The 24,268-nt window shown below is 65.8% G+C and carries 22 protein-coding genes; 13 read left to right on the forward strand and 9 right to left on the reverse strand.

Features of this window, described 5'->3' with window-relative positions; genetic code table 11:
- Window positions 1-44: 44 nt before the first annotated feature.
- Both AC13CR_RS05080 and AC13CR_RS05085 read right to left on the reverse strand, forming a co-directional pair.
- The gene (locus AC13CR_RS05080) at window positions 45-1,592 is read right to left on the reverse strand and encodes an alanine/glycine:cation symporter family protein (protein WP_292957810.1); all 1,548 of its coding nucleotides are present in this window, start codon (window positions 1,590-1,592) and stop codon (window positions 45-47) included.
- Window positions 1,593-1,615: 23 nt separating this feature from the next.
- A complete protein-coding gene (locus tag AC13CR_RS05085; protein WP_292957807.1) occupies window positions 1,616-2,050 on the reverse strand; it encodes a universal stress protein in 435 nt (144 codons plus the stop codon).
- A 399-nt stretch (window positions 2,051-2,449) separates the two neighbouring features.
- Between AC13CR_RS05085 and AC13CR_RS05090 the strand changes: the two genes are divergently transcribed.
- From AC13CR_RS05090 to AC13CR_RS05120, 7 genes are all read left to right on the forward strand, one after another.
- Window positions 2,450-4,006 carry a 2-isopropylmalate synthase gene (locus AC13CR_RS05090; RefSeq protein WP_292957804.1) on the forward strand — a complete coding sequence of 519 codons (1,557 nt, stop codon included), beginning with the start codon at window positions 2,450-2,452 and terminating at the stop codon, window positions 4,004-4,006.
- Between the two features lie 363 nt (window positions 4,007-4,369).
- A complete protein-coding gene (locus AC13CR_RS05095) occupies window positions 4,370-5,404 on the forward strand; it encodes a rod shape-determining protein (RefSeq protein ID WP_292957801.1) in 1,035 nt (344 codons plus the stop codon).
- Between the two features lie 35 nt (window positions 5,405-5,439).
- Window positions 5,440-6,393, forward strand: coding sequence for a rod shape-determining protein MreC (mreC, locus tag AC13CR_RS05100; protein WP_293013282.1), 954 nt, complete (start codon window positions 5,440-5,442; stop codon window positions 6,391-6,393).
- Window positions 6,390-6,929, forward strand: a complete 540-nt coding sequence (locus AC13CR_RS05105; RefSeq protein WP_292957795.1) for a rod shape-determining protein MreD — start codon at window positions 6,390-6,392, stop codon at window positions 6,927-6,929. Before mreC ends, AC13CR_RS05105 begins: the two co-directional genes overlap by 4 nt.
- Window positions 6,926-8,872: a penicillin-binding protein 2 gene (mrdA, locus tag AC13CR_RS05110; protein WP_292957792.1), complete on the forward strand. Its 1,947-nt coding sequence runs from the start codon at window positions 6,926-6,928 to the stop codon at window positions 8,870-8,872. Before AC13CR_RS05105 ends, mrdA begins: the two co-directional genes overlap by 4 nt.
- A 15-nt stretch (window positions 8,873-8,887) precedes the next feature.
- Window positions 8,888-10,027, forward strand: coding sequence for a rod shape-determining protein RodA (rodA, locus tag AC13CR_RS05115; protein ID WP_292957789.1), 1,140 nt, complete (start codon window positions 8,888-8,890; stop codon window positions 10,025-10,027).
- Window positions 10,028-10,031: 4 nt separating this feature from the next.
- Window positions 10,032-10,940: a 2-hydroxyacid dehydrogenase gene (locus AC13CR_RS05120; protein WP_482900767.1), complete on the forward strand. Its 909-nt coding sequence runs from the start codon at window positions 10,032-10,034 to the stop codon at window positions 10,938-10,940.
- A 14-nt stretch (window positions 10,941-10,954) separates the two neighbouring features.
- Here AC13CR_RS05120 and AC13CR_RS05125 read toward each other — a convergent pair whose 3' ends face one another.
- The 4 genes from AC13CR_RS05125 to folK all read right to left on the reverse strand — a co-directional run bounded on the left by AC13CR_RS05125 (window position 10,955) and on the right by folK (window position 14,910).
- The gene (locus AC13CR_RS05125) at window positions 10,955-11,686 is read right to left on the reverse strand and encodes a DUF2062 domain-containing protein (protein WP_292957783.1); all 732 of its coding nucleotides are present in this window, start codon (window positions 11,684-11,686) and stop codon (window positions 10,955-10,957) included.
- Between the two features lie 64 nt (window positions 11,687-11,750).
- Window positions 11,751-13,865: a RelA/SpoT family protein gene (locus AC13CR_RS05130; protein ID WP_292957780.1), complete on the reverse strand. Its 2,115-nt coding sequence runs from the start codon at window positions 13,863-13,865 to the stop codon at window positions 11,751-11,753.
- Window positions 13,866-13,895: 30 nt separating this feature from the next.
- Entirely contained in the window at window positions 13,896-14,249 is a 354-nt protein-coding gene (rpoZ, locus tag AC13CR_RS05135) for a DNA-directed RNA polymerase subunit omega (protein ID WP_292957777.1), read from the reverse strand.
- A 67-nt stretch (window positions 14,250-14,316) separates the two neighbouring features.
- Window positions 14,317-14,910: a 2-amino-4-hydroxy-6-hydroxymethyldihydropteridine diphosphokinase gene (gene folK / locus AC13CR_RS05140; protein WP_446233427.1), complete on the reverse strand. Its 594-nt coding sequence runs from the start codon at window positions 14,908-14,910 to the stop codon at window positions 14,317-14,319.
- Window positions 14,911-15,017: 107 nt separating this feature from the next.
- Here folK and AC13CR_RS05145 point away from each other — a divergent pair, with 107 nt between their 5' ends.
- Together AC13CR_RS05145 and AC13CR_RS05150 are read left to right on the forward strand one after the other, a co-directional pair.
- The gene (locus AC13CR_RS05145) at window positions 15,018-15,566 is read left to right on the forward strand and encodes a LabA-like NYN domain-containing protein (RefSeq protein ID WP_292957772.1); all 549 of its coding nucleotides are present in this window, start codon (window positions 15,018-15,020) and stop codon (window positions 15,564-15,566) included.
- Window positions 15,567-15,585: 19 nt separating this feature from the next.
- Window positions 15,586-16,809: an MFS transporter gene (locus AC13CR_RS05150; protein ID WP_292957769.1), complete on the forward strand. Its 1,224-nt coding sequence runs from the start codon at window positions 15,586-15,588 to the stop codon at window positions 16,807-16,809.
- 33 nt (window positions 16,810-16,842) lie between these two features.
- Here the strand turns inward: AC13CR_RS05150 and AC13CR_RS05155 are convergent, their stop codons facing one another.
- The 3 genes from AC13CR_RS05155 to secG form a co-directional block, all read right to left on the reverse strand.
- Window positions 16,843-17,754 (reverse strand): phosphotransferase, encoded by a 912-nt coding sequence (locus AC13CR_RS05155; RefSeq protein WP_482900768.1) that lies wholly within the window; start codon window positions 17,752-17,754, stop codon window positions 16,843-16,845.
- 169 nt (window positions 17,755-17,923) lie between these two features.
- Window positions 17,924-19,567: a CTP synthase gene (locus AC13CR_RS05160; protein WP_292957765.1), complete on the reverse strand. Its 1,644-nt coding sequence runs from the start codon at window positions 19,565-19,567 to the stop codon at window positions 17,924-17,926.
- Window positions 19,568-19,719: 152 nt separating this feature from the next.
- A complete protein-coding gene (gene secG / locus AC13CR_RS05165) occupies window positions 19,720-20,292 on the reverse strand; it encodes a preprotein translocase subunit SecG (RefSeq protein WP_292957763.1) in 573 nt (190 codons plus the stop codon).
- Window positions 20,293-20,364: 72 nt separating this feature from the next.
- On the opposite strand from secG, the gene AC13CR_RS05170 reads away from it, so the two are divergent.
- The 4 genes from AC13CR_RS05170 (at window position 20,365) to AC13CR_RS05185 (ending at window position 24,208) form a co-directional block, all read left to right on the forward strand.
- The gene (locus tag AC13CR_RS05170; RefSeq protein ID WP_292957759.1) at window positions 20,365-21,825 is read left to right on the forward strand and encodes a cobyric acid synthase; all 1,461 of its coding nucleotides are present in this window, start codon (window positions 20,365-20,367) and stop codon (window positions 21,823-21,825) included.
- 102 nt (window positions 21,826-21,927) lie between these two features.
- Window positions 21,928-22,887: a 4-hydroxy-3-methylbut-2-enyl diphosphate reductase gene (ispH, locus tag AC13CR_RS05175; protein ID WP_292957756.1), complete on the forward strand. Its 960-nt coding sequence runs from the start codon at window positions 21,928-21,930 to the stop codon at window positions 22,885-22,887.
- 236 nt (window positions 22,888-23,123) lie between these two features.
- A complete protein-coding gene (gene rnhA, locus AC13CR_RS05180; protein WP_292957754.1) occupies window positions 23,124-23,573 on the forward strand; it encodes a ribonuclease HI in 450 nt (149 codons plus the stop codon).
- Entirely contained in the window at window positions 23,570-24,208 is a 639-nt protein-coding gene (locus tag AC13CR_RS05185; protein WP_292957748.1) for a trimeric intracellular cation channel family protein, read from the forward strand. The genes rnhA and AC13CR_RS05185 overlap by 4 nt, the downstream gene beginning before the upstream one ends.
- The last annotated feature ends 60 nt before the right edge of the window (window positions 24,209-24,268 follow it).

Genomic DNA, 24,268 nt, shown 5'->3' on the forward strand with positions numbered 1-24,268 from the left:
ATACCTCGGGGGGTGCGGGGGGCTGGCCCCCCGCCGGTCCCGTCTCAGGCGAACTTCCTGATCTCGCCCGACCGGAGCCGCGAGAGATAGCTGTTCATCTCGGTCTTCACGACCGGCATCAGCACATAGAGCGCGATGATGTTGACGACCGCCATCGAGAAGATCATCGCATCCGAGAAGTCGATGACCGGCCCCAGGCTCGCCGCCGCGCCGATCCAGGTGAAGATGCAGAAGATCACCTTGAAGACCAGTTCCTTGGTCCGGCCCTCGCCGAACAGGAAGGTCCAGGCCTTCAGGCCGTAATAGCTCCACGAGATCATTGTCGAAAAGGCGAACAGCACCACCGCCAGCGCAAGGATATAGCGGAACCAGCCGAAGCTTTCGCTGAAGGCCGCCGAGGTCAGTGCCACGCCGCTATTGCCGCTGAGCGTCTGGATCGCGTCGCCCGACTCGTTCAGCACGAACATGCCGGTCTGGGGATCGGTGACCAGCTGGCCGGTGATGATGATGACCAGCGCCGTCATGGTGCAGATCACGACGGTGTCGATGAAGGGCTCCAGCAGCGACACGAAGCCTTCGGTGATCGGCTCGTTGGTGCGCACGGCCGAATGGGCGATCGCGGCCGAGCCGACGCCGGCCTCGTTGGAAAAGGCGGCGCGGCGGAAACCCTGGATCAGCGCCCCGGTGGCCCCGCCGACGGCGCCGTCCCAGGTAAAGGCCCCGCGGAAGATCTGGCCGAAGGCGTTTCCGATCTGGTCGTAGTTCAGCAAGATGATGATCAGCGCCGTGCCGACATAGAGGATGCCCATGAAGGGAACGACACGTTCGGTCACCTGCGCGATCGCCTTGATGCCGCCGACGATGACCATGAACACGATCAGCGCGAAGACCAGTCCGGTGATCCAGCCCGGATAGTCGCCGAAGACATTGGCAAGCTGGGCATGGGCCTGGTTGGACTGGAACATGTTGCCGCCGCCGAAGGCTCCGAGGATGCAGAAGATCGAGAACAGGACCGCCAGCACCTTGCCGCCGCCGACGCCGCGTTCGGAAAAGCCCTTGGTCATGTAATACATCGGCCCGCCCGAAACGTGGCCGTCTTCGTATTCGTTGCGGTATTTCACGCCCAGCGTGCATTCGGTGAATTTCGATGCCATGCCCAGAAGACCCGCCAGAATCATCCAGAAGGTCGCGCCCGGACCGCCGATGCCGATGGCGACCGCGACGCCGGCGATATTGCCCAGCCCGACCGTGCCCGACAGCGCCGTGGCCAGCGCCTGGAAGTGGCTGACCTCGCCCGCGTCGTTGGGGTCGGAATAATCGCCCCGGACCAGCGCGATGGAATGGCCGAAGGCGCGGAACTGGATGAAGCCGAAATAGATGGTGAAGATCGTCGCCGCGACCACCAGCCAGCCGACGATCCAGGGGAAGGAGGTGCCCGGAAAGCTGGAAAAGATGAAGCTGACGAACCAGCCGGTCGAACTGGCGAAGACGCTGTTGACGGCCTCGTCCAGCCCCTGGGCCGCCGCGGGTCCTGTCGCGGCCAGGGTTGCAAGCGCCGCCGGGACGCCCAGTCGTTTTGCGAAATGGGTCATGTCAAATCTCCTTGTCCCGTGGCTCATGGCACGATCGTCACCGGCACCGGCGATGCCTGCGCCAGCGTGCCCGCAACGGATCCGAAGATGCGCGAGGTGAAGCCCGAATGGCCCATGCGTCCGATGAAGATCAGCGCCGCGTTTTCGTCCTGCGCGATCTTGCACAATGTCTCGGCGATGTGGCCATAGCGCATCGCGGTCGAGACCGGAATCCCTTCGGCCTCGACCAGCCTGACCATCGGCTGGATCAGCATCTCTTCGGCGCGCTGCAATTCTTCCTTGCGCCGCTGGTGACGTTCTTCGATCTCGTTGGGCGTGAGGAAACTGTAGGGCGACCATTCCAGGACATGCGCGATGATGATGCTGTCCCCCTGCGCGCCGGCCCGACTTATCGCAAAGTCCAGCGCGCGGCGTGACGCCTCGCTGCCGTCATAACCGACGACGATCTTGCGTGACATGAATCCCCCTTTCCGTTGCTTCGTGGTTTTTCGGTGCTCGCTTCTGCGTCGATCATCAAATGATAGGCAAATGACCGGGGCAGCGGCCAGCAAAAAGATGACGAAACCGTGAATGACCTTTCACGCCGGCGGATTGGCGCTACCGGCCGCGCCGTGCTGCACGGTCCTGGACGGCGATTTTTCGCTTTTCAAGCCGGCCCGCGGGCGGCATAGTCGCGGCCATGACCCGGATGCTGCATATCCCGACCGCCGCGACCGCGCCCTTTGGCGCGCGTCTGGCCGTCAATCTCCGCGGTCTGCTGCTTCTTACGCTGCGCTGAGCGGGTCTTCCGGGCCGCCGCTCAGTCAGGTCGGCGCCCGGATATTCCCGATACCGGACAGCGCAAGAAAGACAGACCCATGAGCGACGAGAACCGCGTCTTCATCTTCGACACCACCCTGCGCGACGGCGAACAATCGCCCGGCGCGACCATGTCCCACGCCGAAAAGCTGGAAATCGCCCAGATGCTGGACGAGATGGGCGTGGACATCATCGAGGCCGGCTTTCCGATCGCCAGCGAAGGCGATTTCGCCGCCGTCAGCGAGATTGCGCGACAGGCGCAGACCAGCGTGATCTGCGGTCTGGCCCGCGCCCAGATCCCCGATATCGACCGCTGCTGGGAGGCGGTGAAACATGCCCGCCGCCCGCGCATCCACACCTTCATCGGCACCTCGCCGCTGCACCGCGCGATTCCCAACCTGGACATGGACCAGATGGCCGAGCGGATCGAACAGACCGTCACCCATGCCCGCAACCTGTGCGACAACGTGCAATGGTCGCCGATGGACGCCACGCGGACCGAACATGATTACCTGTGCCGCGTGGTCGAGATCGCGATCCGGTGCGGCGCCACGACCATCAATATCCCCGATACGGTGGGCTATACCGCACCGCGCGAATCCGCCGATCTGATCCGGATGCTGATCGAACGGGTGCCCGGCGCGGATGACATCATCTTCGCCACCCATTGCCACAACGACCTGGGCATGGCGACGGCCAACAGCCTTGCAGCGGTCGAGGCCGGCGCCCGCCAGATCGAATGCACCATCAACGGGCTGGGCGAACGCGCCGGCAACACCGCGCTGGAAGAGGTGGTGATGGCGCTGCGCGTGCGTCACGACATCATGCCTTTCGACACCGGAATCGACACCACCAAGATCATCGGCCTGTCGCGTCGGGTGGCGCAGGTTTCCGGCTTTCCGGTCCAGTTCAACAAGGCCATCGTCGGCAAGAACGCCTTCCTGCATGAAAGCGGCATCCATCAGGACGGCGTGCTGAAGAATGTCGAGACCTTCGAAATCATGCGCCCGGCCGATATCGGCCTGAACGAAACCAACATCGCGATGGGCAAGCATTCGGGCCGCGCGGCGCTGCGGGCCAAGCTGAAGGATCTGGGCTACGAGGTCGGCGACAACCAGTTGAAGGACATCTTCGTGCGGTTCAAGGCGCTCGCCGATCGCAAGAAAGAGGTCTATGACGAGGATATCGTCGCGCTTGTCCAGGACGCCGCCGCAAATACCGAGGACGATCATCTGCAGGTCAAGCATCTGCGCGTCGTCTGCGGAAGCGACGGACAGAGCGCCGATCTGACCATGATCGTGGATGGCGAGGAACGGACCGTCCATGCGGTGGGCGACGGCCCGGTCGATGCCTGTTTCAACGCGGTCAAGCAGATCTTCCCGCATGACGCGCGGCTGCAATTGTATCAGGTCCATGCCGTCACCGAAGGCACCGATGCGCAGGCCACGGTCAGCGTCCGGATGGAGGAAGACGGCCGCATCGTGAACGGGCAGGCGGCCGATACCGACACGATCCTGGCCTCGGTCAAGGCCTATGTCGGCGCGCTGAACCACCTGATCGTGCGCCGCGCCCGCACGGGCCGGGACGACAAGCAGATCAGCATGTATTCGCATTGATCCCCTGGCGCGGATGGAAGCCCGCCCGCAAGCCTGCGGGGCATTCCCCGCGCGGATGCGATTGGCCCGATGATGCGAAAGCGGGGACGCCCTGTCACGTCCCGGAAACCGCCTGCCATCGGCGCCACGGATGATGCAAGGATCCGAAGGGGCGGTCCGCCGCCGCGCGTTGTGGCACGGTCGCCGCACCCCGCCGCCCGGCACAGCGCGGTTGTGCCGGGCGGCGCTAGACAGGGCTTTCGCTTGGGCCTGAGGGCTTCTATACCGGGCGAGGCCCGCACCGGGGGCGATTCCCGCCGGTTGTGCGGGGCGTGAAATTCGGGCAGGCCGGGATCAACCCGGTGCGAACAGGGGACTACGGGCATGGCATTCGGCGGTTTGTTTTCGACCGATATCGCAATCGACCTCGGCACGGCGAACACGCTGATCTATGTCAAGGGCAAGGGCATCATCCTGAACGAGCCCTCGGTCGTGGCCTATCACGTCAAGGACGGCAAGCGGCAGGTTCTGGCGGTGGGCGAGGACGCGAAACTGATGCTGGGCCGCACACCGGGCAGCATCGAGGCGATCCGGCCGATGCGCGAAGGTGTCATCGCCGATTTCGACAGCGCCGAGCAGATGATCAAGCATTTCATCAAGAAGGTGTTCAAGCGCACCACCTTCTCGAAGCCCAAGATCATCGTCTGCGTGCCCCATGGCGCCACCCCGGTCGAAAAACGCGCCATCCGTCAGTCGGTCCTGTCCGCCGGCGCCCGCCGTGCGGGCCTGATCGCGGAACCCATCGCGGCGGCCATCGGTGCGGGGATGCCGATCACCGAGCCCACCGGCAGCATGGTCGTCGATATTGGCGGCGGCACGACCGAGGTCGCGGTGCTGTCGCTGGGCGATGTGGTCTATGCGCGTTCTGTCCGCATCGGCGGCGACCGCATGGACGAGGCGATCATCAACTATCTGCGCCGCAACCAGAACATGTTGATCGGCGACAGCACGGCCGAGCGCGTGAAGACCAGCATCGGCACCGCGCGGATGCCCGATGACGGACGCGGCGCCACGATCATGGTGCGCGGACGCGATCTGCTGAACGGTATCCCCAAGGAAATCGAGATCAGCCAGGCCATGGTCGCCGAGGCGCTGACCGAACCGATGCAGGCGATCTGCGAGGCGGTGATGGTCGCGCTGGAGGCGACGCCGCCCGACCTGGCCGCCGATATCGTCGATCGCGGCGTGATCCTGACCGGTGGCGGCGCCATGCTGGGCGATCTGGATCTGGCCCTGCGCGAACAGACCGGCCTTTCGATCACCCTGGCCGATCAGCCGATGAGTTGCGTCGCGCTTGGCACCGGCAAGGCGCTGGAATTCGAAAAGCAGTTGCGCCACGTCATCGACTACGAAAGCTGACGCAGCGCGGCGGTATCGCGAAGGCGCGTTTCCGAATGGCACGAAAGGGACCCGATTTCGTCACCCCGATCCGGCGCGTCCTGATCGCGCTGATGACGATTGTCCTGATCGGTCTGTTCCTTTTCTGGCGCATCGACAGCCCCCGGGCCGAACGGATGCGGGTCGCGCTGATCGACCGTTTCGTGCCCGGTTTCGAATGGGCCTTCGCGCCCGTGACCAAGGTCAGCCAGATGATCGCGGGCTTCCAGTCCTATGCCCGCATCTACGAGCAGAATCAGGAACTGCGCCGCGAGTTGCAGCAGATGCAGGCCTGGAAAGAGGCCGCCGTCCAGCTGGAACAGGAAAATTCCAAGCTGCTGGCGCAGAACAACGTCCGACTGGACCCGGCGCTGACCAGCGTGACCGGCGTGGTTCTGGTCGACAGCGGCTCGGCCTTCCGGCAATCGGTGCTGCTGAATGTTGGCGCCCAGGACGGCATCGTCGAGGGCTGGGCGGTGATGGACGGTCTTGGCCTTGTGGGCCGGATCGCCGGGGTGGGGCAGAGGACCAGCCGTGTCGTGCTGCTGAACGATCCCTCGTCGCGGCTGCCTGTCACGGTCCAGCCCTCGGGCGAACGCGCGCTGCTGACGGGCGACAACACGCCGCTGCCGTTTCTGGACTTCATCGAGGCGGTCGACAACGTGCGCCCCGGCGACCGGGTCGTGACCTCGGGCGATGGCGGGGTGTTTCCGCCCGGCCTGCTGGTCGGGCAGGTGGCCCAGGGCAGCGACGGGCGGATGCGGCTGCTGCTGGCGGCGGATTACGGTCGGCTGGAATTCCTGCGGGTCCTGCGTTCCCACCCGGCCGAGACGGTGGCCGATAGCGACGCGATCATACGCCCCGACAATTCCGGCGCAATGATCGGCCCGCAACGGCCCTCGTCGCCGGTCGAGGCGGCGCAGGCGGCCGATCCCCTCTCCGCGGGCCTGCCGGAAGGCGCCGGCGAATGAGCCGGGGTCCGGGGCGGCAGGTCGTCGGTGGCACGGTCCTGTTCGGGCTGTGCTTTGCCGTGCTGCTTTTCGTGCGCCTGCTGCCGCTTTCGACCGGGCTGACGGGCTGGCCGGGTCCGGACGTGGCCCTGGGCCTGACCTTCGCCTGGGTGCTGCGCCGCCCGGACCAGTTGCCCGCCCTCGTGATCGTCGCCGCCTTCCTGCTGGAAGATGTTTTTCTCTATCGTCCGCTGGGCCTGTGGCCGCTGATCGTGCTTCTGGGCAGCGAGGCCGCACGCCTGCGTGAGCCCCGTTGGCGCGATCAGTCTTTCATGGTTGAATGGCTGCGCGTCGCGATCCTGATCGGGGCGATGATGCTGGGCTACCGGGTCATTCAGGTGGTGTTCTTCCTGCCGGTCCCGGCCCTGGGCCAGGCGATCCTGCAATATCTGGCCAGCATCGCCGCCTACCCGGTCACGGTGTTTGCGGCGCGCTGGCTGGTCGGGTTGCGGCGGGTCAGCCCGGGCGCGGCCGAACGGACGAGATTCGCGAGATGAAGAAGACCGAACGTCAGATCGTCGACAGCGCCCGCCTGATCGGGCGGCGCGGTCTGCTGTTGGGCACCGTCCAGCTTGGCGTGGTCACGACGCTGGCGCTGAAGCTGCGCTCGATGCAGGTCGAGCAGGCCGACGAATATCGAATGCTGGCGGATGGCAATTCGATCAAGATCCGCCTTTTGCCGCCCGCGCGCGGTCTGATCCATGACCGCAACGGGCTGGTCATCGCCGGAAACGAACAGAACTATCGCGTCACCCTGACCCGCGAAGAGGCCGGCGGCGATGTCGAGCCGGTCCTGCGGCGTCTGTCGCAACTGATCCCGATCGGCGACGATCGCATGGCCGAGCTTCTGGAAGAATTTTCCAGACGCAGCGCCGTCACCCCCGTGGTGCTGGCCGACCGCCTGACATGGGAACAATTCAGTTCGATCGCCGTGAATGCGCCCGCGCTGGCTGGTGTGACGCCGGAATCGGGCCTTTCGCGGATTTATCCGCGCGCCGGCGACCTGGCGCATGTGCTGGGCTATGTCGGACCTGTGTCGGATTACGATCTCTCGAAGATCGAGGATCCCGATCCGGTGCTGATGCTGCCCGACTTCCAGCTTGGCAAGGTCGGCATGGAAGCCAAGATGGAGGCCGATCTGCGCGGCAAGGCCGGGGCGCGGCGGGTCGAGGTCAACAGCACCGGCCGCGAGATGCGCGAACTGAGCCGGCAAGAGGGTCAGCAGGGCGCGACGATCCAGACCACACTGGATGCGCGGCTGCAGAATTACGCGGCGCAGCGGCTGGGCCAGGAAAGCGCCGCGGCCGTGGTCATGGATGTGCAGACCGGCGATATCGTCGCGATCTGTTCCTCGCCCAGTTTCGATCCGAACAAGTTCGTCCGCGGCATATCCTCGGCCGATTATCGCGGGCTGATGCAGCACGAACTTCGGCCGCTGGCCGACAAGACGGTTCAGGGGCTCTATCCGCCGGGCTCGACCTTCAAGCCGGCGCCGCTGCTGGCCGGGCTCGAATCGGGGCTGATCAACGAAAATACCCGCTTCTACTGTCCCGGTTACATCGAGGTCGGCGGCCGCCGCTTTCATTGCTGGAAGCGCAGCGGACACGGCAGCATGAACCCGATCCAGAGCATGGAGCAAAGCTGCGACGTGTTCTATTACGAACTGGCCCAGCGGGTCGGCATCGACCGGATCGCCGCGATGGCGCGGCGACTGGGAATCGGGGTAGAGCATGATCTGCCGATGTCCGCGGTGGCAGAAGGCATCGCGCCCGACCGGGCCTGGAAGGCTGCGCGTTATGGACAGGATTGGCAGATCGGCGACAGCCTGAACTCTTCGATCGGGCAGGGCTATGTGCTGGCTTCGCCGCTGCAACTGGCGTTGATGACGGCGCGCGTGGCCAGCGGCAAGGTTGTGGTGCCGCGCCTGATCCGCAGCGTTGACGGCATCCCCCGGCCGCTGGCCGAATTTCCCGATCTGGGCGTCGATCCGGGCCTGATGCGGCTGGCACAAGGCGGAATGGAGGCGGTGATGAACGGCGCGCGCGGAACCGCGCGACGATCGCGCATCATCCGCGAGGACTGGCGCATGGCCGGTAAGACCGGCACCAGCCAGGTGCGCAACATCACCGCTGCCGAACGCGCGCGTGGGGTCGTGTCGAACGAGGATCTGCCCTGGAGCCGCCGCGATCACGCGCTGTTCATCTGCTACGCCCCCTATCAGGCGCCGCGCTATGCGGTTTCCGTGGTCGTGGAACATGGCGGCGGCGGTTCGACCGTGGCCGCGCCGATCGGTCGCGACATCCTGCTGTTCGCGCTGGCCGGCGGTCTGCCGCCGCTGGATGCCATTCCTGACAGCGAACGCGCCGCGATGCAGGAACGCCATGCCGCGATGAATCTCTACGTGCCCGATCCGCCGCGCGCCACGCGCTCGCGCGCCTGACGGGAACGGTCCGGAATGTCCTATCTCGATTATCAGGTGCTTCAGACCCCGACCGGGTGGCGCAAGCTGCTGTATCTGAACTGGCCGCTGATCCTGCTGATCACCGCCGTTGCCGGGATCGGCTTTCTGATGCTGGTTTCCGTCGCGGGCGGCGATGTCGATCGCTGGGCCAAGCCGCAGATGTATCGTTTCGCGGCCGGCATGGTGATCATGATCGGCCTGGGCTTCGTTCCGATGTGGTTCTGGCGCGGGATCTCGGTCGCGGCCTATATCGGCTGCTTCCTGCTGCTTGTCGGCGTCGAGGTCGCTGGCGAGGTCGGCATGGGCGCGCGGCGCTGGATCGATTTCGGACCGATTCGCGTGCAACCCTCGGAACTGATGAAGATCGCCCTGGTCCTGCTGCTGGCCGCCTATTACGACTGGCTGCCGCTGAACCGGGTCTCGCGCCCGCTCTGGGTGCTGCTGCCGGTGGTGCTGATCCTGGCGCCGACCGGGCTGGTCATCATCCAGCCCGACCTCGGCACGTCGATCATGCTGGTCGCGGGCGGCGGAATCGTGATGTTCGCCGCCGGCGTGTCGCTGTGGTATTTCGGCGCGGTGATCGGCATGGCCGTCGGCCTCGTCGCCACGGTGCTGGAAAGCCGGGGCACCGACTGGCAGCTTTTGAAGGATTATCAGTTCCGCCGGATCGACACCTTCCTCGACCCCGCCGCCGATCCGCTGGGCGCGGGCTACAACATCATACAGAGTCAGATCGCGCTTGGTTCGGGCGGCTGGTCGGGCCGCGGCTTCATGCAGGGCACGCAGTCGCGGCTGAACTTCTTGCCGGAAAAGCATACCGACTTCATCTTCACCGTGCTGGCCGAGGAATTCGGCTTCATCGGCGCGGTCTCGCTGCTGGTGCTGTATACGCTGATCGTGGGCTTCTGCCTGCATTCGGCGCTGACCAACCGCGACCGCTTTGCCAGCCTGATCACCATCGGCATCTCGGGCACGTTCTTTCTGTATTTCGCCATCAACATGGCGACGGTGATGGGTCTGATCCCGGCCAAGGGTTCCCCCCTGCCGCTGATCAGCTATGGTGGCACCTCGCTGATGATCCTGATGCTGGGCTTCGGCCTGGTGCAATCCGCCCATGTTCACCGATCGAGGTAGCCAGATGCGCGTTCTCTTTGCCGCCCGTCCCGAGGCGTGGCAGGCCTGGGCCCCGGCCCTGCGCGAAGCCTGTCCCGAAATGGATCTGGACAGGGGCGGCGAACCGGCCAGCTTCGACGCCATCATCTACGCGCCGGGCGGCGAGATCGAGGATCTGTCGCCCTATGGAAATGCACGGCTGGTCCAGAGCCTGTGGGCCGGGGTCGAGCGGATCGTCACCAACCCGACCCTGACCCAGCCGCTGGCGCGGATGGTCGATCCGGGCCTGGCGCGGGGCATGGCGGAATTCTGCACCGGCTGGGCGATGCGGGCGCATCTGGGGATGGACCGCTATGCACAGGACGGCACCTGGCGCAACGATGTCGTCGCACCGCTGGCGCCCCAGCGGGGCGTGACCATCCTGGGCCTCGGAGAGCTGGGCCGCGCCACCGCCGCGATGCTGGGCGCGATCGGCTTTCGGCTGGCGGGCTTCAGCGCCTCGGGCCGCCCGGTCGAAGGCGTCGAGGTCTTTGACGCGGACCATCTGGCTGCGGCCCTGGGCCGGGCCGAAATCCTGATCAACCTGCTGCCCGACACCGCGCGGACGCGGGATCTGCTGGATGATGATCACCTGGCCATGCTGCCGCGCGGGGCCTGGATCATCAATCCCGGCCGGGGCACGGCCATCGTGGACGCCGCGCTGGTCGCCGCGCTGGATCGAGGCGATCTGGGACATGCGGTGCTGGATGTCTTCCGCACCGAGCCGCTGCCCGGCGGCCACCCGTTCTGGTCCCATCCCGGCGTGACCGTCACGCCCCATATCGCCGCCGAGACGCGGCCCGAAACCGCGGCCCCGGTGGTCGCCGAAAACCTGCGCCGCGCCATGTCCGGGCGACCCATATTGAACCTCGTGGACCGCGACCGGGGATACTGAGGCGGTTTCCGCCGTCAGATGCTCCGGGGCGGATCGCCATCCTCCGGCGGGTGATCGGGGCGGGCGGCGTGTCCGGCAGGCGCCGCGGAATCGCGGCTGGGTGCCAGATCCGGGGCGGTGGTGACGATTTCGCCCTGCTTGCGCACCCGCGCGATCCGCTCGGCCATCTTCTTGGCGCGCCGCCAGTGATAGGCGCGAATCACGGGGACGCTGAGGTAGTGGGTCGCGATGGCCGCGATCAGACCCAGAATCAGGCCGCCCACGAGATAGGGCAGATAGACCTGCTGGAAGAAATCGACCAGATTGCCCCAATGCGCGCGTTCAGGCCCGAAAAGCGACCGGATATTGTGCCACATCTCGCCGCTTGCGCGGGCGAATTCGCCGAAGATCAGTTGCGGAGACAACTCGCCGCCCATCCCCAGCAATCGGCGTCCCAGGCTGACGGCCACGACGGCGATGAAGGGAAAGGTGATCGGATTGCCGACAAAGGTCGCCAGCAGCGCGGCCAGCACATTGCCGCCGATCAGCCAGGCACAGCCCGCCGCCGACAGGAAATGAAAACCGAAAAGCGGAGTGAAGGAAACGAAGACCCCCGACGCCACGCCGCGCCCGATCCGGTGCGGCTGGTCGGGCAGACGGCGCAGGCGGAACCAGACATAGGCACCCGCGCGCCGCCAGCCGCCGCGCGGATAGATCATGTCGCTGGCGATCTGCCCATAGCTGCGTGGCTTGCGGCGCTTGAACACCCCGGCCTACCCCATCCCAATCCTGTCCTGCCGGGCAAGACCTACCCGGATCGGCCCCGCTTGCCTAGGGTTTCAGCGCCGGATCGCGGATGCGTGCGACCTGGGCCACGTCGCTTTCGGTCTCCAGCACCGTCAGCAGATTGTGCAGATGTTCGCGATCGCGCAATTCCACCTCGATCTCGATGCGATAGAAATCCGGCTTGCGGTCGATGAATTCGAGGTTCGAGATATTGGCCCCCTGCGACCCGATGAGGCTGCAAATCCGGCCCAGCACGCCCGCATCGTGGCGGATCGTCAGATCCAGCAGCGTCGAATAGGCCGCAGGATGGCGCCCCTCGCGCCAGTGCAGGTCGATCCAGCGGTCGGGGCTGTCCTCGAATTCGGCAAGGACGGGGCAGTCGATGGCATGGATGACCACGCCCGTGCCGCGATAGGTGATGCCCACGATCCGTTCGCCCGGCAGCGGGTTGCAGCAGGGCGCGCGGGTGAAGTTGGCATCGGCCTCCAGCCCGGCGAAGGGGCGGGCGCCGTCGATTTCGTCCTGATGGCCCGCGAGTTCGGGATAGAGAACCGCCAGAACCTCCTTGGCGGAATTCTCGGCGCTGCCGATCCGCGCCAGCAATTCCTCCGCATCGGCCATGCCCATCTGCCGTGCGGCGGTGCGCAGCGTCTTGTCCGTGGCCTTGCGCCCGACATGTTCGAAACTGACGCGGACCAGTTCGCGGCCCAGCCGGATGAAGCGGTCGCGGTCCTCTTCGCGCAGGGACCGACGGATTGCCGCCTTGGCCCGGCCGGTCACGACGATATCCAGCCATGTCGCCTGCGGGCGCTGTCCCGAGGCCGCGATGATCTCGACCGACTGGCCGTTCTTCAGCCGGGTCCACAGCGGCACCCGAATCCCGTCCACCTTGGCGCCGACACAGGAATTGCCCACGCGGGTGTGGATCGCATAGGCAAAATCGATCGGCGTCGCGCCTTTCGGCAACTGGATCACGTCACCCTTGGGCGTGAAGCAGAAGACCTGATCCTGATACATCTCCAGCTTGACATGTTCGAGGAATTCATCGTGATCCTCGCCGCCGAAACGGTCGGTCAGGCTGTCGATCCAGGCCGCCGGATCGACCGCGAAGGGGTTCTTCGCGCGCACGCCGTCGCGATAGGCCCAATGCGCGGCCACGCCCGCCTCGGCCACCTCGTGCATCTGGCGGGTGCGGATCTGCACCTCGACCCGCTTGCCGTCTCGGCCCGACACGGTGGTGTGGATGGATCTGTAGCCGTTCGATTTCGGCTGGCTGATATAGTCCTTGAAACGCCCCGGCACGGCCCGCCAGCGATGATGGATCACCCCAAGTGCGCGATAGCAATCCATCTCGGACCGGGTGATGATGCGAAAGCCGTAGATGTCCGACAGGCGCGAGAAGGCAAGCTGCTTTTCCTGCATCTTGCGCCAGACCGAAAAGGGCCGCTTGGCGCGTCCGAACACGTCGGCGTCGATCCCGGCCTTGTCCATCTCGGTGCGGATATCGGCGGTGATCTGGCCGATGATGTCGCCCGACTCCCGCTGCAGGCTGACAAAGCGGCGGATGATCGAGTTGCGCGCCTCGGGATTGATGACCTTGAAGGCCAGATCCTCCAGTTCCTCGCGCATCCACTGCATCCCCATGCGCCCGGCCAGCGGCGCATAGATGTCCATCGTTTCGCGTGCCTTCTGCACCTGCTTGTCGGGCCGCATGGACCGGATCGTGCGCATGTTGTGCAGCCGGTCGGCCAGCTTGACCAGGATCACGCGCAGATCGCGCGACATGGCCATGAACAGCTTGCGGAAATTCTCGGCCTGCCGGGACTGGGTGTTGCTGAGTTGCAGATTGGTCAGCTTGGTCACGCCATCGACCAGATCGGCGATCTCGGGGCCGAAGATGGTGACGATCTCTTCCTTGGTCGATCGCGTGTCCTCGACCGTGTCGTGCAGCAGGGCGGTCACGATGGTCGCGTCGTCCAGCCGCATCTCGGTCAGGATGGCGGCGACGGCGATGGGATGGGTGAAATAGGGCTCGCCGGAATGGCGGAACTGACCCTCGTGCATCCGCATCCCGTATTCATAGGCTTCGCGGATCAGGTCTGCATTGCTGCGCGGGTTGTAGTTGCGGACCAGCGCGATCAGGTCTTCGACGTCGATCATGTCCTGCCGAAGACCTCGTTCGCCTCTGCCCTAGCGCTGGTTGGCTTCCAGCATCATGCGCAGCATCCGTTCCTCGGATTCCTCGTCGGCGGGCTTGGGGCGGTCCACTTCCGTGCCCAGCAACAGCGCCATCGCATCCTCTTCGGGCTCATCCACCTCGATCTGGGTCTGGGTCGATTCGATCATCCGCTCGCGCAGGTCGTCGACCGGCTGGGTCTCGTCAGCGATCTCGCGCAGGGCGACGACCGGGTTCTTGTCGTTGTCGCGGTCCACCGTGGGTGGGCTGCCTGCGGCGATTTCTCGCGCGCGATGCGAGGCGAGCATCACCAGATCGAACCGGTTGGGAACCTTGTCGACGCAATCTTCGACGGTTACGCGGGCCATGTCATCACCTGTGCTAAACTGCGAATCGGGTATCCAGAGCGAAACCGGATAACTGATGGCCGAGGGGTCAAATGTCAAGGCTTTCGGGGGAAAGCGGCTGCATTCCGGCCAGCCCGCCGGGTCCCAGGCCGGCCAGCATGGCCGCCACGCTGCGCCCGGTCAGCGGATGGCGCCATCCCGGCGCGATCTCGGCCAGCGGCGCAAGCACGAAACCGCGGTCCTGAATCCGCGGATGCGGCAGGATCAGGCGGTCGGGCGCCTCGCACCCCTGCCGGTCGGGCGGCAGGCCGATCCAGTGCGCCAGGGTTTCGGGGTCCGGCGCGATCCGGTCGGCCAGCGCGAGAAGATCAAGATCCAGCACCCGCGCCGACCAGCGCCCGGTTCCGCGGTCCCGTCCGAACCGGGCCTCGATGGCATGAAACCGGGCCAGAACCGCCTCGGCCGGCAGGATCGTGCTGAAGCAGAAGGCAGCGTTGCAATAATCCGGGCCCGATCCGGCGGGAACGGCGGGTGTCCGCCAGAAGCGGCTGATCGCCGTTATTGAAATGTGTTGTTCACTATGCAGAATGCCCGCAGCCGCGCGCAGTGTCTGACCGGCACTGCCCGCAGCCGAGGGCAGATTGGCGCCGACTGCACCGATACCGAAAGACAGGTTAATCATGTCAGTCCTTCTGTCCTAAGACGTTCCGGCCGGTCTGGAACAATCAGGCCCCTCACTCTGATCCGCGACCGCCGGGAGCAAGAAAGATCCATTGAAGGCAACACAGAATGTTTTACAAGGACGACCGGCTGGCCATCTTCATTGATGGAGCCAATCTCTACGCCGCCGCGAAGGCGCTTGGTTTCGATATAGATTACAAGCTGCTGCGGCAAGAGTTCGACCGTCGGGGCAAGCTGATGCGGGCCTATTACTATACCGCCCTGATGGAAAGCGAGGAATATTCCCCGATCCGTCCCCTCGTCGATTGGTTGCACTATAACGGCTATTGCGTGGTCACGAAGCCGGCCAAGGAATATATCGATCCGATGGGTCGGCGAAAGGTCAAGGGCAACATGGATATCGAACTGGCGGTGGATGCGATGGAGCTTGCGCCCCGGCTGGACCACGCCGTCCTGTTTTCCGGCGACGGCGATTTCCGCCCCCTGATCGAGGCGTTGCAGCGTCAGGGCGTGCGGGTTTCGGTCGTCTCGACCATCCGCTCGCAGCCGCCGATGATCGCGGACGAGCTGCGCCGTCAGGCCGACAATTTCATCGAACTCGATGCACTGCGCGACATCATCGGCCGGCCCCCGCGCGAGGGTCAGGCCGAAACCTGATGCGACGCCGACCGCCCCCATGAGCGATGCGTCCGATCCCGTCGCCGGGCGCTGGAGGGCACTGGCGCTGATCTGCGCCGGCGTCGTCGGGGCGATGACCTGCTGGTTCTCGGCCACGGCCGTCGTGCCGGATCTGATCGTGGCGTGGAATCTGTCGCAGGGTCAGGCGGTCTGGCTGACCAACGCGGTCCAGATCGGCTTCGTTCTGGGCGCCCTGGCCGCGTCGCTGGTGAACCTGCCCGACATCATGCCGCTGACGCGGCTGATCGCCGGTGCGGCGTTGCTGGCCGCAATTGCCAATGCCGCGCTGCTGCTGGAGCCGGGCTTGCCCGGTGCGGTGGCGGCGCGTTTCGTGACGGGCGTGGCGCTGGCCGGTCTCTATCCCCCGGCGATGAAACTGATGGCCACCTGGTTCATCCGCGGACGCGGCCTGGCGATGGGGTTCCTGATCGCGGGCCTGACGCTGGGTTCGTCGATGCCGCATCTGCTTCGCGCCCTCGGCGGCGGCTTCGACTGGCGCATGGTCGTGCTGGCCTCGACGCTTGCCACGATCGTATCGGCCCTGATCTTCGGCCTTCTGGTCCGCGAGGGGCCCCATGCCTTCGGCCGCGCCACCTTCGACCCCCGTCAGTCGCTGGCCGTGTTGCGCGATCGACCCGTCCTGCTGGCCAATCTGGGCTATTTCGGCCATATGTGGGAACTTTACGCGATGTGGGCCTGGTTTCTGGCCTTCGCCATGGCGGCGGGGCAGGGCGGTGTGGCGCCGTTCGGATCGCCGTCGATGTTCGCTTTCATCGTCGTGGCCTCTGGCGTCGTCGGCTGCGTCCTGGGCGGTGTTCTGTCCGACCGTATCGGACGCTGCCTGACCACGGCGGGAATGATGGCGGTTTCGGGCGCCTGCGCGGTGCTGATCGGTTTTGCCTTCACCGGCCCGGCATGGCTGCTGGCGCTGGTCGCGGTGATCTGGGGTATCGCGATCATCGGCGACAGCGCCCAGTTCTCCGCCGCCGTGACCGAGCTGGCCGATCCGCGTCTTGTCGGCACGGCGCTGACGCTTCAGGTCAGCATCGGCTTCGCGCTGACGGTGCTGGCGATCTGGCTGATGCCCCACATCGCCGGTCTGCTGGGAGGCTGGCAGTGGACCTTCTTGGCGCTGGTGCCGGGGCCTTTGGCGGGCGCCTGGGCGATGCTGCGGCTGCGCGGGCTGCCGGCGGCACGGCGGCTGGCGGGGGGCAGGCGCTGAGGGCCGCGTCGCCTGCCGCCACCCCAACGCGGCTCAGTCCACGGGATGCAGCAGGCCCCGCTGGCGCATCCGCTTGCTCAGATGGAGAAACTCGGCATCTGCCAGCGGCGCGCGTGTGTCGGCCTTGGCGTGGTGGTGCCACATCCGGGCGATCTTGACATCAAGGGCAAAGCCCAGCAGCCGTTTGCGGCGCGGTTTCAGCGCGCCGTATCCATCAAGAAACGCTCGCCGATCCTGCCCTCCGCAATCGGGCCAACCATCGCCCCGCATGGCCGCGTGCAGGCGATAGACCTCGCACAGGACCAGAAAATCGGCGACGTCGTGGACGGGCAGGCCGCGACGAGACGTCATCGGATCGAATGCGATGATCCGTTCGCCATCGACGAAAAGATTGCCCATGTGGAAGTCGGTATGAAGAAGCGAATGGCGATGAAGGCGCAAGCCAAGCCGTGTCCGCCGGTTTCGCAGTATCGCATCGATTTTCCTGAATTCGCCGCCCTGTGGGCCGATCAGAAGGTCGCCCTCGATCTGGCGGTCGCGGCGCGGGGTCCAGCACCTGGTCGCGGAATGCAGCCCTTTCAGCCAGCGTCCCGCCTGTCGGATCAGATCCAGACGTCGGGGCCGCTGCATCATCTGTTTCAGCGTCGGGGCCTCGATCCATTCCATCGCGAAGACCGAGGCCTGTTCGTCCAGAAAGACCGGCCTGATGCAATCGCCCCGCGCCGCCGAAAGCGATTGCAGCGCGATGAATTCCTCGATCGCCTTCCGCGGATGGGCACAGTGCTTGATGGCCAGCTTGCGCCCGTCCGGGCCTTCGGCGCGAAACACCGCCTCGGACCGGCCTGACTTGATCTTGAAAGAGACGCGGAAAACCCGCCAGCCCCTGAAAAACTTGTCTCTCAGGTTCTGGGCGATCAACCGTTCGTGGCTTGTCTTGTCCTTCATGAAAATTCAGGCCCGGCTTATATGAAATGGGATTTTTCAACGCAATCATGGCAGGTCAGGGCCGCCTCCGGTCCCGCCGGTGCGGCCTTGGCTTGCCATGACGCCAGATCGAACCGACGATATCAAGTTGTCCGTTCAGAAAAATGCAGGCGATGGCAGGAAATTCTTCCTAGACCAGCCGCCCTTCTTCCATCGCCGCGCGAACGAAGCCCGCAAACAGAGGCGCCGGAGCAAAGGGCTTGGATTTCAGTTCCGGATGCGACTGAACGCCGATGAACCAGGGGTGGTCGGGATACTCGATCACCTCGGGAAGCTTGCCGTCCGGTGACATGCCCGAGAAGGACAGGCCCGCCGCCTCCAGCGCCTCGCGGAAGGTCGCGTCCACCTCATAGCGGTGGCGGTGCCGGTCCTCCATCTCGCGCGCGCCGCCATAGATCTGGCTGATCTTCGATCCCTCGGCCAGGATTGCGGTATAGGCGCCCAGCCGCATCGTGCCGCCCTTGTCGTCGCCGACCTTGCGCTGCACGGTATAGTTCCCCTGAACCCATTCCTTCAGGTGATAGACCACCGGCGTGAAGCGCGTTTTGCCCGCCTCGTGGTCGAATTCCTCGGAACCCGCGTCCGGCATGTCGGCCAGATTGCGCGCGGCCTCGATCACAGCCATCTGCATCCCCAGACAGATGCCCAGATAGGGCACGTCCTTCTCGCGGGCGTATTTCGCCGCCGCGATCATGCCCTCGGTGCCCCGCTCGCCGAAGCCGCCCGGCACGATGATCCCGTGATAGCCGTCCAGCAGATGCGCGCCTTCGCCCTCCAGCTTTTCGCTGTCCACCCAATCGGCCCTGACGCGGACGCGGTTGGCCATGCCGCCATGGGTCAGCGCCTCGGCGATGGACTTGTAGGCGTCTTCGAGCTGCGTGTATTTGCCCACGACGGCGATGTTGACGCGGCCCTCGGCATTGTCCAGCCGGTCCATCACGTCTTCCCATTTCGACAGGTCGGGGCGGGGCGCGGGGCTGATCCGGAACGCGTCCAGCACGGCGCGGTCCAGACCCGCCCGGTGATAGGCCAAGGGCGCTTCGTAGATGGTTTTCAGGTCATAGGCCGGGATCACGGCATCGGGACGCACATTGCAGAACAGCGCGATCTTGGCGCGTTCCTTTTCCGGGATCGGGTGTTCGGACCGGCAGACCAGCACGTCCGGCGCAAGACCGATCGACTGCAATTCCTTGACGCTGTGCTGTGTCGGCTTGGTCTTCAGCTCGCCCGAGGCTGCCAGATAGGGCAGCAGCGTCAGATGCATCAGAATGCATTGACCGCGCGGGCGTTCATGGGTGAACTGGCGGATTGCCTCGAAAAAGGGCAGGCCCTCGATATCGCCGACCGTGCCGCCGATCTCGCACAGCATGAAATCGACCTCGTCCTCGCCGATGGCCAGGAAGTCCTTGATCTCGTTGGTGACATGCGGAATGACCTGAATGGTCTTGCCCAGATATTCGCCGCGCCGTTCCTTTTCCAGCACGTTGGAATAGATGCGGCCGGAGGACACGCTGTCGGTCCGGCGCGCCGCGACCCCGGTAAAGCGTTCGTAATGGCCCAGATCCAGATCGGTCTCGGCGCCGTCATCGGTGACGAAGACCTCGCCGTGCTCGAACGGGCTCATCGTCCCCGGATCGACGTTCAGGTATGGGTCCAGCTTGCGCAGGCGGACGGTAAAGCCGCGCGCCTGCAACAGCGCGCCCAACGCCGCCGACGCGAGGCCCTTGCCAAGGGACGAAACCACGCCGCCGGTGATGAAGATGTAACGCGCCATGAGGCCCCCGTGATGTGCCGGAATCGTTGTTCTGCGGGCCGCCGAACTGCCGGCACCACGGGACTTGAGATATAGTCGATTCGCCCCGTGGCCGCAACGGACCGCAAGTTGATGTGGGGCAGATTTTCTCTGCCCCTAGTTGTTGTGTGACCTTAATTCGACGGTTTTGTCCCGGCCGGGTCGGCCGGGGCATCGCCGGCGGGCACCGCCTCTGTCGTGGGCGCCTCTGGCGCGACAGCCTGGCCTGCGCCGGTTTCGGGGGCCGGCGCCTGGGCTGCGGGCGGCGTTACCGGCTCGGCCGCGGGCGCCTGGGTGGACGCGGCGGGCGCCTGGGTGGCGGGCGCCTGGGTTGCGGGCGCATCGGGCGCGGGCGGCGTCAGCGGATCGCCTCCGGTCACCGGCGGGGGCGTGTAGGCCGGCAGATCGGGAAGATTCTGGTCCGGGGCGGGCTGTTCGTTCGTCGCGCCAAGCTGATCCATGATCGATCCACCGGATCCCTGCTGCGCGGCGATGATCGTCAGGCCGATCGAGGTCACGAAGATCGCGATTCCGAAGATCCAGGTCAGGCGGGTCAACGCGTTCGCGGCCTGCCGGCCGGTCATCACGCCGGTGCCTCCTCCGCCGCCGCCCATGCCCAGCCCGCCGCCTTCGGATCGCTGCAACAACACGACACCGGTCAGCAGCACCGCCAAGATCAGGTGGATGGTCAACAAGACGTTTTGCACGGAATTCGACCTTTCACTTTCGGACGCGCCTATCTAGTCACCCATGATGGTGAAGGCAAGCAGGGTGTCCGGATGCCGGCATTGATGATCCAGGGCACGGGCTCGAACGTGGGCAAGTCGATGCTGGTCGCGGGGCTGTGCCGCGCGGCGCGGCGGCGCGGCTTGTCGGTCGCGCCATTCAAGCCGCAGAACATGTCGAACAACGCCGCCGTGACGCTGGACGGGGGCGAGATCGGCCGGGCGCAGGCCCTGCAGGCGCGCGCCTGCGGGCTGGATCCGGTCACCGACATGAATCCGGTCCTGCTGAAGCCCGAGACCGATACCGGCGCCCAGGTCGTGCTGCATGGCCGCGCCATCGCGCGGGCCGAGGCGCGGGATTATGCGCGGTTGAAGGACCGGCTGATGCAAGGGGTGCTGGACAGCTTCGCCCGCCTCGTCTCGGCCCATGATCTGGTGATCGTCGAAGGCGCGGGCAGCCCGGCCGAGATCAACCTGCGCCCCCGCGACATCGCCAATATGGGCTTTGCGCGCGCGGCGGGCGTGCCGGTGGTGCTGGCGGGCGATATCGACCGGGGCGGCGTGATCGCCCAGATCGTCGGCACGCGGGCGGTGCTGGACGCGGGCGATGCCGCGATGATCCGGGGATTCATCATCAACAAGTTCCGCGGCGATCCGGCGCTGTTCGAGGATGGATACCGGATGATCGAGACGCGCAGCGGCTGGCCCGGCTTCGGTGTGGTGCCCTGGTTTCCCGCGGCCCACCGCCTGCCGGCCGAGGATGCCGTCGATCTGCGCGCCTCGACAGGCAGCGGTTTGCATGTCGTCTGCCTCACCCTGTCGCGGATCGCGAATTTCGACGATCTCGATCCGCTGGCCGCCGAACACGGCGTCCGGCTGACCATGCTGGGTCCGGGCCGCCCGATCCCCGGCGATACCGATCTGGTGGTGATTCCCGGCACCAAATCCACGCTGGGCGATCTGGCTTTCCTGCGCGCGCAGGGCTGGGATCTGGATCTCGCCGCGCATGTCCGGCGCGGCGGCCATGTGCTGGGTATCTGCGGCGGCTATCAGATGCTGGGCCGGATCATCCGCGACCCGCTGGGTCGCGATGGCGCCGTGGGCGAAGTTGCGGGCCTGGGTCTGCTGGACATCGAGACCCTGATGGCCGCCGAGAAACGCCTTGTCCGCGTCGCCGGCACTGCCCTGGGCCAAAGGGTCAGCGGCTACGAGATCCATATGGGCCGCAGCCACGGGGCCGACTGCGCCCGCCCCTTCGCCCATGTCCCGGCGCCCGATGGCGCGATCAGCCCGGATGGCCGGATCGCCGGAACCTATCTGCATGGGATGTTTTCGGATGACGGCTTCCGGGCGGCCTACCTCGCCCGGCTCGGCACAGCCTCGCAGCCGGGCTATGAAATTGGCATCGAGCAGACGCTCGATCAGCTTGCCGATCATCTCGAAACGCATCTCGACATGCCCGCGCTTCTGGCTCTGGGCGGGGTATCCGCTTCTTCGTTGTCCAAATACCCATGAGACGCGAAGGCCGTGCGTGACGTCCCCGGGTTTCGCGCGGATTGAGGTCTTGTGACCGTCGCGGCGCTGGACGAAAAGGCTTCGCCGCGCTAGGTCAGCCGCATGGAACAGCCAAAGCCGCCCTTGACCCTCTATCTCGCCGCGCCGCGCGGATTCTGCGCCGGCGTCGATCGCGCCATCAAGATCGTCGAGATGGCACTGCAGAAATGGGGCGCCCCGGTCTATGTCCGCCACGAGATCGTCCACAACAAGTATGTCGTCGATGCCCTTCGGGACAAGGGCGCGGTCTTCGTCGAGGAACTGGACGAATGCCCCGACGACCGGCCGGTGATCTTCTCGGCCCATGGCGTGCCGAAATCGGTCCCGTCCGAGGCACGCCGCCGCGAGATGGTTTTCGTGGACGCCACCTGCCCGCTGGTCAGCAAGGTCCATGTCGAGGCCCAGCGTCATCACGCGACGGGTCTGCAATTGATCATGATCGGGCACGCCGGCCACCCGGAAGTTCTCGGGACCATGGGGCAATTGCCCGAGGGCGAGGTCATCCTGGTCGAAACTGCCGAAGATGTCGCCCGGATCGAACCTCGCGATCCGCAGGCGCTGGCCTTCATCACCCAGACCACATTGTCGGTCGATGACACCGCCGGCATCGTCGCCGCGTTGCAAGCCCGCTTTCCGAACATCGAGGGCCCGGCCCGGGAAGACATCTGCTATGCCACGACCAACCGGCAGGCGGCGGTCAAGGCGGTGGCGCCCAGAATCGACGCGCTGCTGGTGATCGGTGCGCCGAATTCCAGCAATTCCAAGCGTCTGGTCGAGGTCGGTCGCGCGGCGGGTTGCGCCTATTCACAGCTCGTCATGCGTGCCGACCAGATCGACTGGCGCGCGATCGAGGGCATCCGCGCGGTCGGCGTCACCGCCGGTGCCAGCGCCCCCGAAGTGCTGGTCAACGAGGTGATCGACGCCTTCCGCGACCGCTTCGACGTTACCGTCGAGATGGTCGAGACGGCGCAGGAACGGGTCGAGTTCAAGGTGCCGCGCATCCTGCGCGACAATGTGGCCTGAAAAGCGCAGGACCGGGGACGAAGTGAAAGGTCAGGGATGCGATTTTATGCGATTCCCTCGTCGGGCAACACACCCACGTCACAATTGATCCTGCCGCAGGCGGGTTGTCAGGCGGGGATACCGGCCGGCAACCCTGGTGCCGGACCGCGCGATTCGGTGAAACGGCGCGATCTTTCGGCCATCGGACCAGGGTTGCGTCGGCCTGAACCCCGGCCCGGCCATGTCGGCCTGACCGCATGACAGACCTCTTTGCCTGGACCGATGGCGCGTGCAGCGGCAACCCCGGCCCTGGCGGGTGGGGTGTGCTGATGCGCGCCATGGATGGCGAGGCGGTGCTGAAAGAGCGCGAATTGCAGGGTGGCGAGGCCGCCACCACCAATAACCGCATGGAACTGATGGCCGCGATCTCGGCGCTGGAGGCATTGACCCGGCCCAGCCGCATCGTGATCGTCACCGACAGCGCCTATGTCAAGAACGGCGTCAGCCAGTGGATCCATGGCTGGAAGCGCAACGGCTGGCGCACGGCTGACCGCAAGCCCGTCAAGAACGTCGAATTGTGGCAGCGGCTGGATCAGGCGCAGGCGCGCCATCAGGTCGAGTGGCGCTGGATCAAGGGCCATGCGGGCCATGCCGAAAACGAACGCGCCGACGAACTGGCCCGCGCCGGCATGGCGCCCTTCAAATGAGCCCCGGCACGCTGGTCGCGGCGCTGGATTACGGATCGGTGCTGATCTTCGCGCTGACAGGGGCCCTGGTGGCCAGCCGGGCCCAGCTTGACCCGGTGGGCTTCGTCTTCATGGCGGCACTGACGGCGGTCGGCGGTGGCACCCTGCGCGATCTGCTGCTGGGCCGCGCGACGGTGTTCTGGGTCGCCCAGCCCGCCTATGTGATGCTTGCGGCCGGGGCCGCGCTGGTGGTGTTCTGGACCGCGCATCTGATCGAAAGCCGCTATCGCCTGCTGATCTGGCTGGACAGCGTCGCGCTGTCGGTGGCGGTCGCCGCCGGCGCGGCCGTGGCGATCCAGGCGGGCTTTGGCCCCGCCATCACCGTCATCATGGGCGTTGTCACCGGTACCTTCGGCGGATTGATGCGCGATGTGGTCGGCAACGAGGTGCCGCTGGTCCTGAAACAGGGCGAACTCTACCTGACGGCGGCCTTTGGCGGCGCCCTGGTCGCGGCCGGCCTTGTCTGGCTGGGTGTCGCCCCGCCCGCCGCGCTGATCGCGGGCGCCGTGGCGGTCTGGATTCTGCGCGCGGGCAGTCTGCTGCGGGGATGGCAATTGCCGGTGTATCGCCCGCGTCCGCCGCGCGACCCGGACTGATTTGACGCAAGCGCGGCGCGCTGCTATCGCCTGCGTTCCCGGTCGCAGCCCATCCGGTCA

The sequence above is a fragment of the Paracoccus sp. L-17 genome, assembly GCF_056857655.1.

Coding starts and splice junctions, on each gene's coding strand:
- AC13CR_RS05155 (WP_482900768.1), bottom strand. CDS start 17,754: ATGAAGGACAAGACAAGCCACGAACGGTTGATCGCCCAGAACCTGAGA.
- mreC (WP_293013282.1), top strand. CDS start 5,440: ATGGCACGAAAGGGACCCGATTTCGTCACCCCGATCCGGCGCGTCCTG.
- rnhA (WP_292957754.1), top strand. CDS start 23,124: ATGACAGACCTCTTTGCCTGGACCGATGGCGCGTGCAGCGGCAACCCC.
- rpoZ (WP_292957777.1), bottom strand. CDS start 14,249: ATGGCCCGCGTAACCGTCGAAGATTGCGTCGACAAGGTTCCCAACCGG.
- AC13CR_RS05120 (WP_482900767.1), top strand. CDS start 10,032: ATGCGCGTTCTCTTTGCCGCCCGTCCCGAGGCGTGGCAGGCCTGGGCC.
- AC13CR_RS05170 (WP_292957759.1), top strand. CDS start 20,365: ATGCCGGCATTGATGATCCAGGGCACGGGCTCGAACGTGGGCAAGTCG.
- ispH (WP_292957756.1), top strand. CDS start 21,928: ATGGAACAGCCAAAGCCGCCCTTGACCCTCTATCTCGCCGCGCCGCGC.
- AC13CR_RS05145 (WP_292957772.1), top strand. CDS start 15,018: ATGTTTTACAAGGACGACCGGCTGGCCATCTTCATTGATGGAGCCAAT.
- AC13CR_RS05095 (WP_292957801.1), top strand. CDS start 4,370: ATGGCATTCGGCGGTTTGTTTTCGACCGATATCGCAATCGACCTCGGC.
- AC13CR_RS05090 (WP_292957804.1), top strand. CDS start 2,450: ATGAGCGACGAGAACCGCGTCTTCATCTTCGACACCACCCTGCGCGAC.
- AC13CR_RS05105 (WP_292957795.1), top strand. CDS start 6,390: ATGAGCCGGGGTCCGGGGCGGCAGGTCGTCGGTGGCACGGTCCTGTTC.
- AC13CR_RS05160 (WP_292957765.1), bottom strand. CDS start 19,567: ATGGCGCGTTACATCTTCATCACCGGCGGCGTGGTTTCGTCCCTTGGC.
- AC13CR_RS05080 (WP_292957810.1), bottom strand. CDS start 1,592: ATGACCCATTTCGCAAAACGACTGGGCGTCCCGGCGGCGCTTGCAACC.
- AC13CR_RS05185 (WP_292957748.1), top strand. CDS start 23,570: ATGAGCCCCGGCACGCTGGTCGCGGCGCTGGATTACGGATCGGTGCTG.
- mrdA (WP_292957792.1), top strand. CDS start 6,926: ATGAAGAAGACCGAACGTCAGATCGTCGACAGCGCCCGCCTGATCGGG.
- AC13CR_RS05085 (WP_292957807.1), bottom strand. CDS start 2,050: ATGTCACGCAAGATCGTCGTCGGTTATGACGGCAGCGAGGCGTCACGC.
- AC13CR_RS05130 (WP_292957780.1), bottom strand. CDS start 13,865: ATGATCGACGTCGAAGACCTGATCGCGCTGGTCCGCAACTACAACCCG.
- AC13CR_RS05150 (WP_292957769.1), top strand. CDS start 15,586: ATGAGCGATGCGTCCGATCCCGTCGCCGGGCGCTGGAGGGCACTGGCG.
- folK (WP_446233427.1), bottom strand. CDS start 14,910: ATGATTAACCTGTCTTTCGGTATCGGTGCAGTCGGCGCCAATCTGCCC.
- rodA (WP_292957789.1), top strand. CDS start 8,888: ATGTCCTATCTCGATTATCAGGTGCTTCAGACCCCGACCGGGTGGCGC.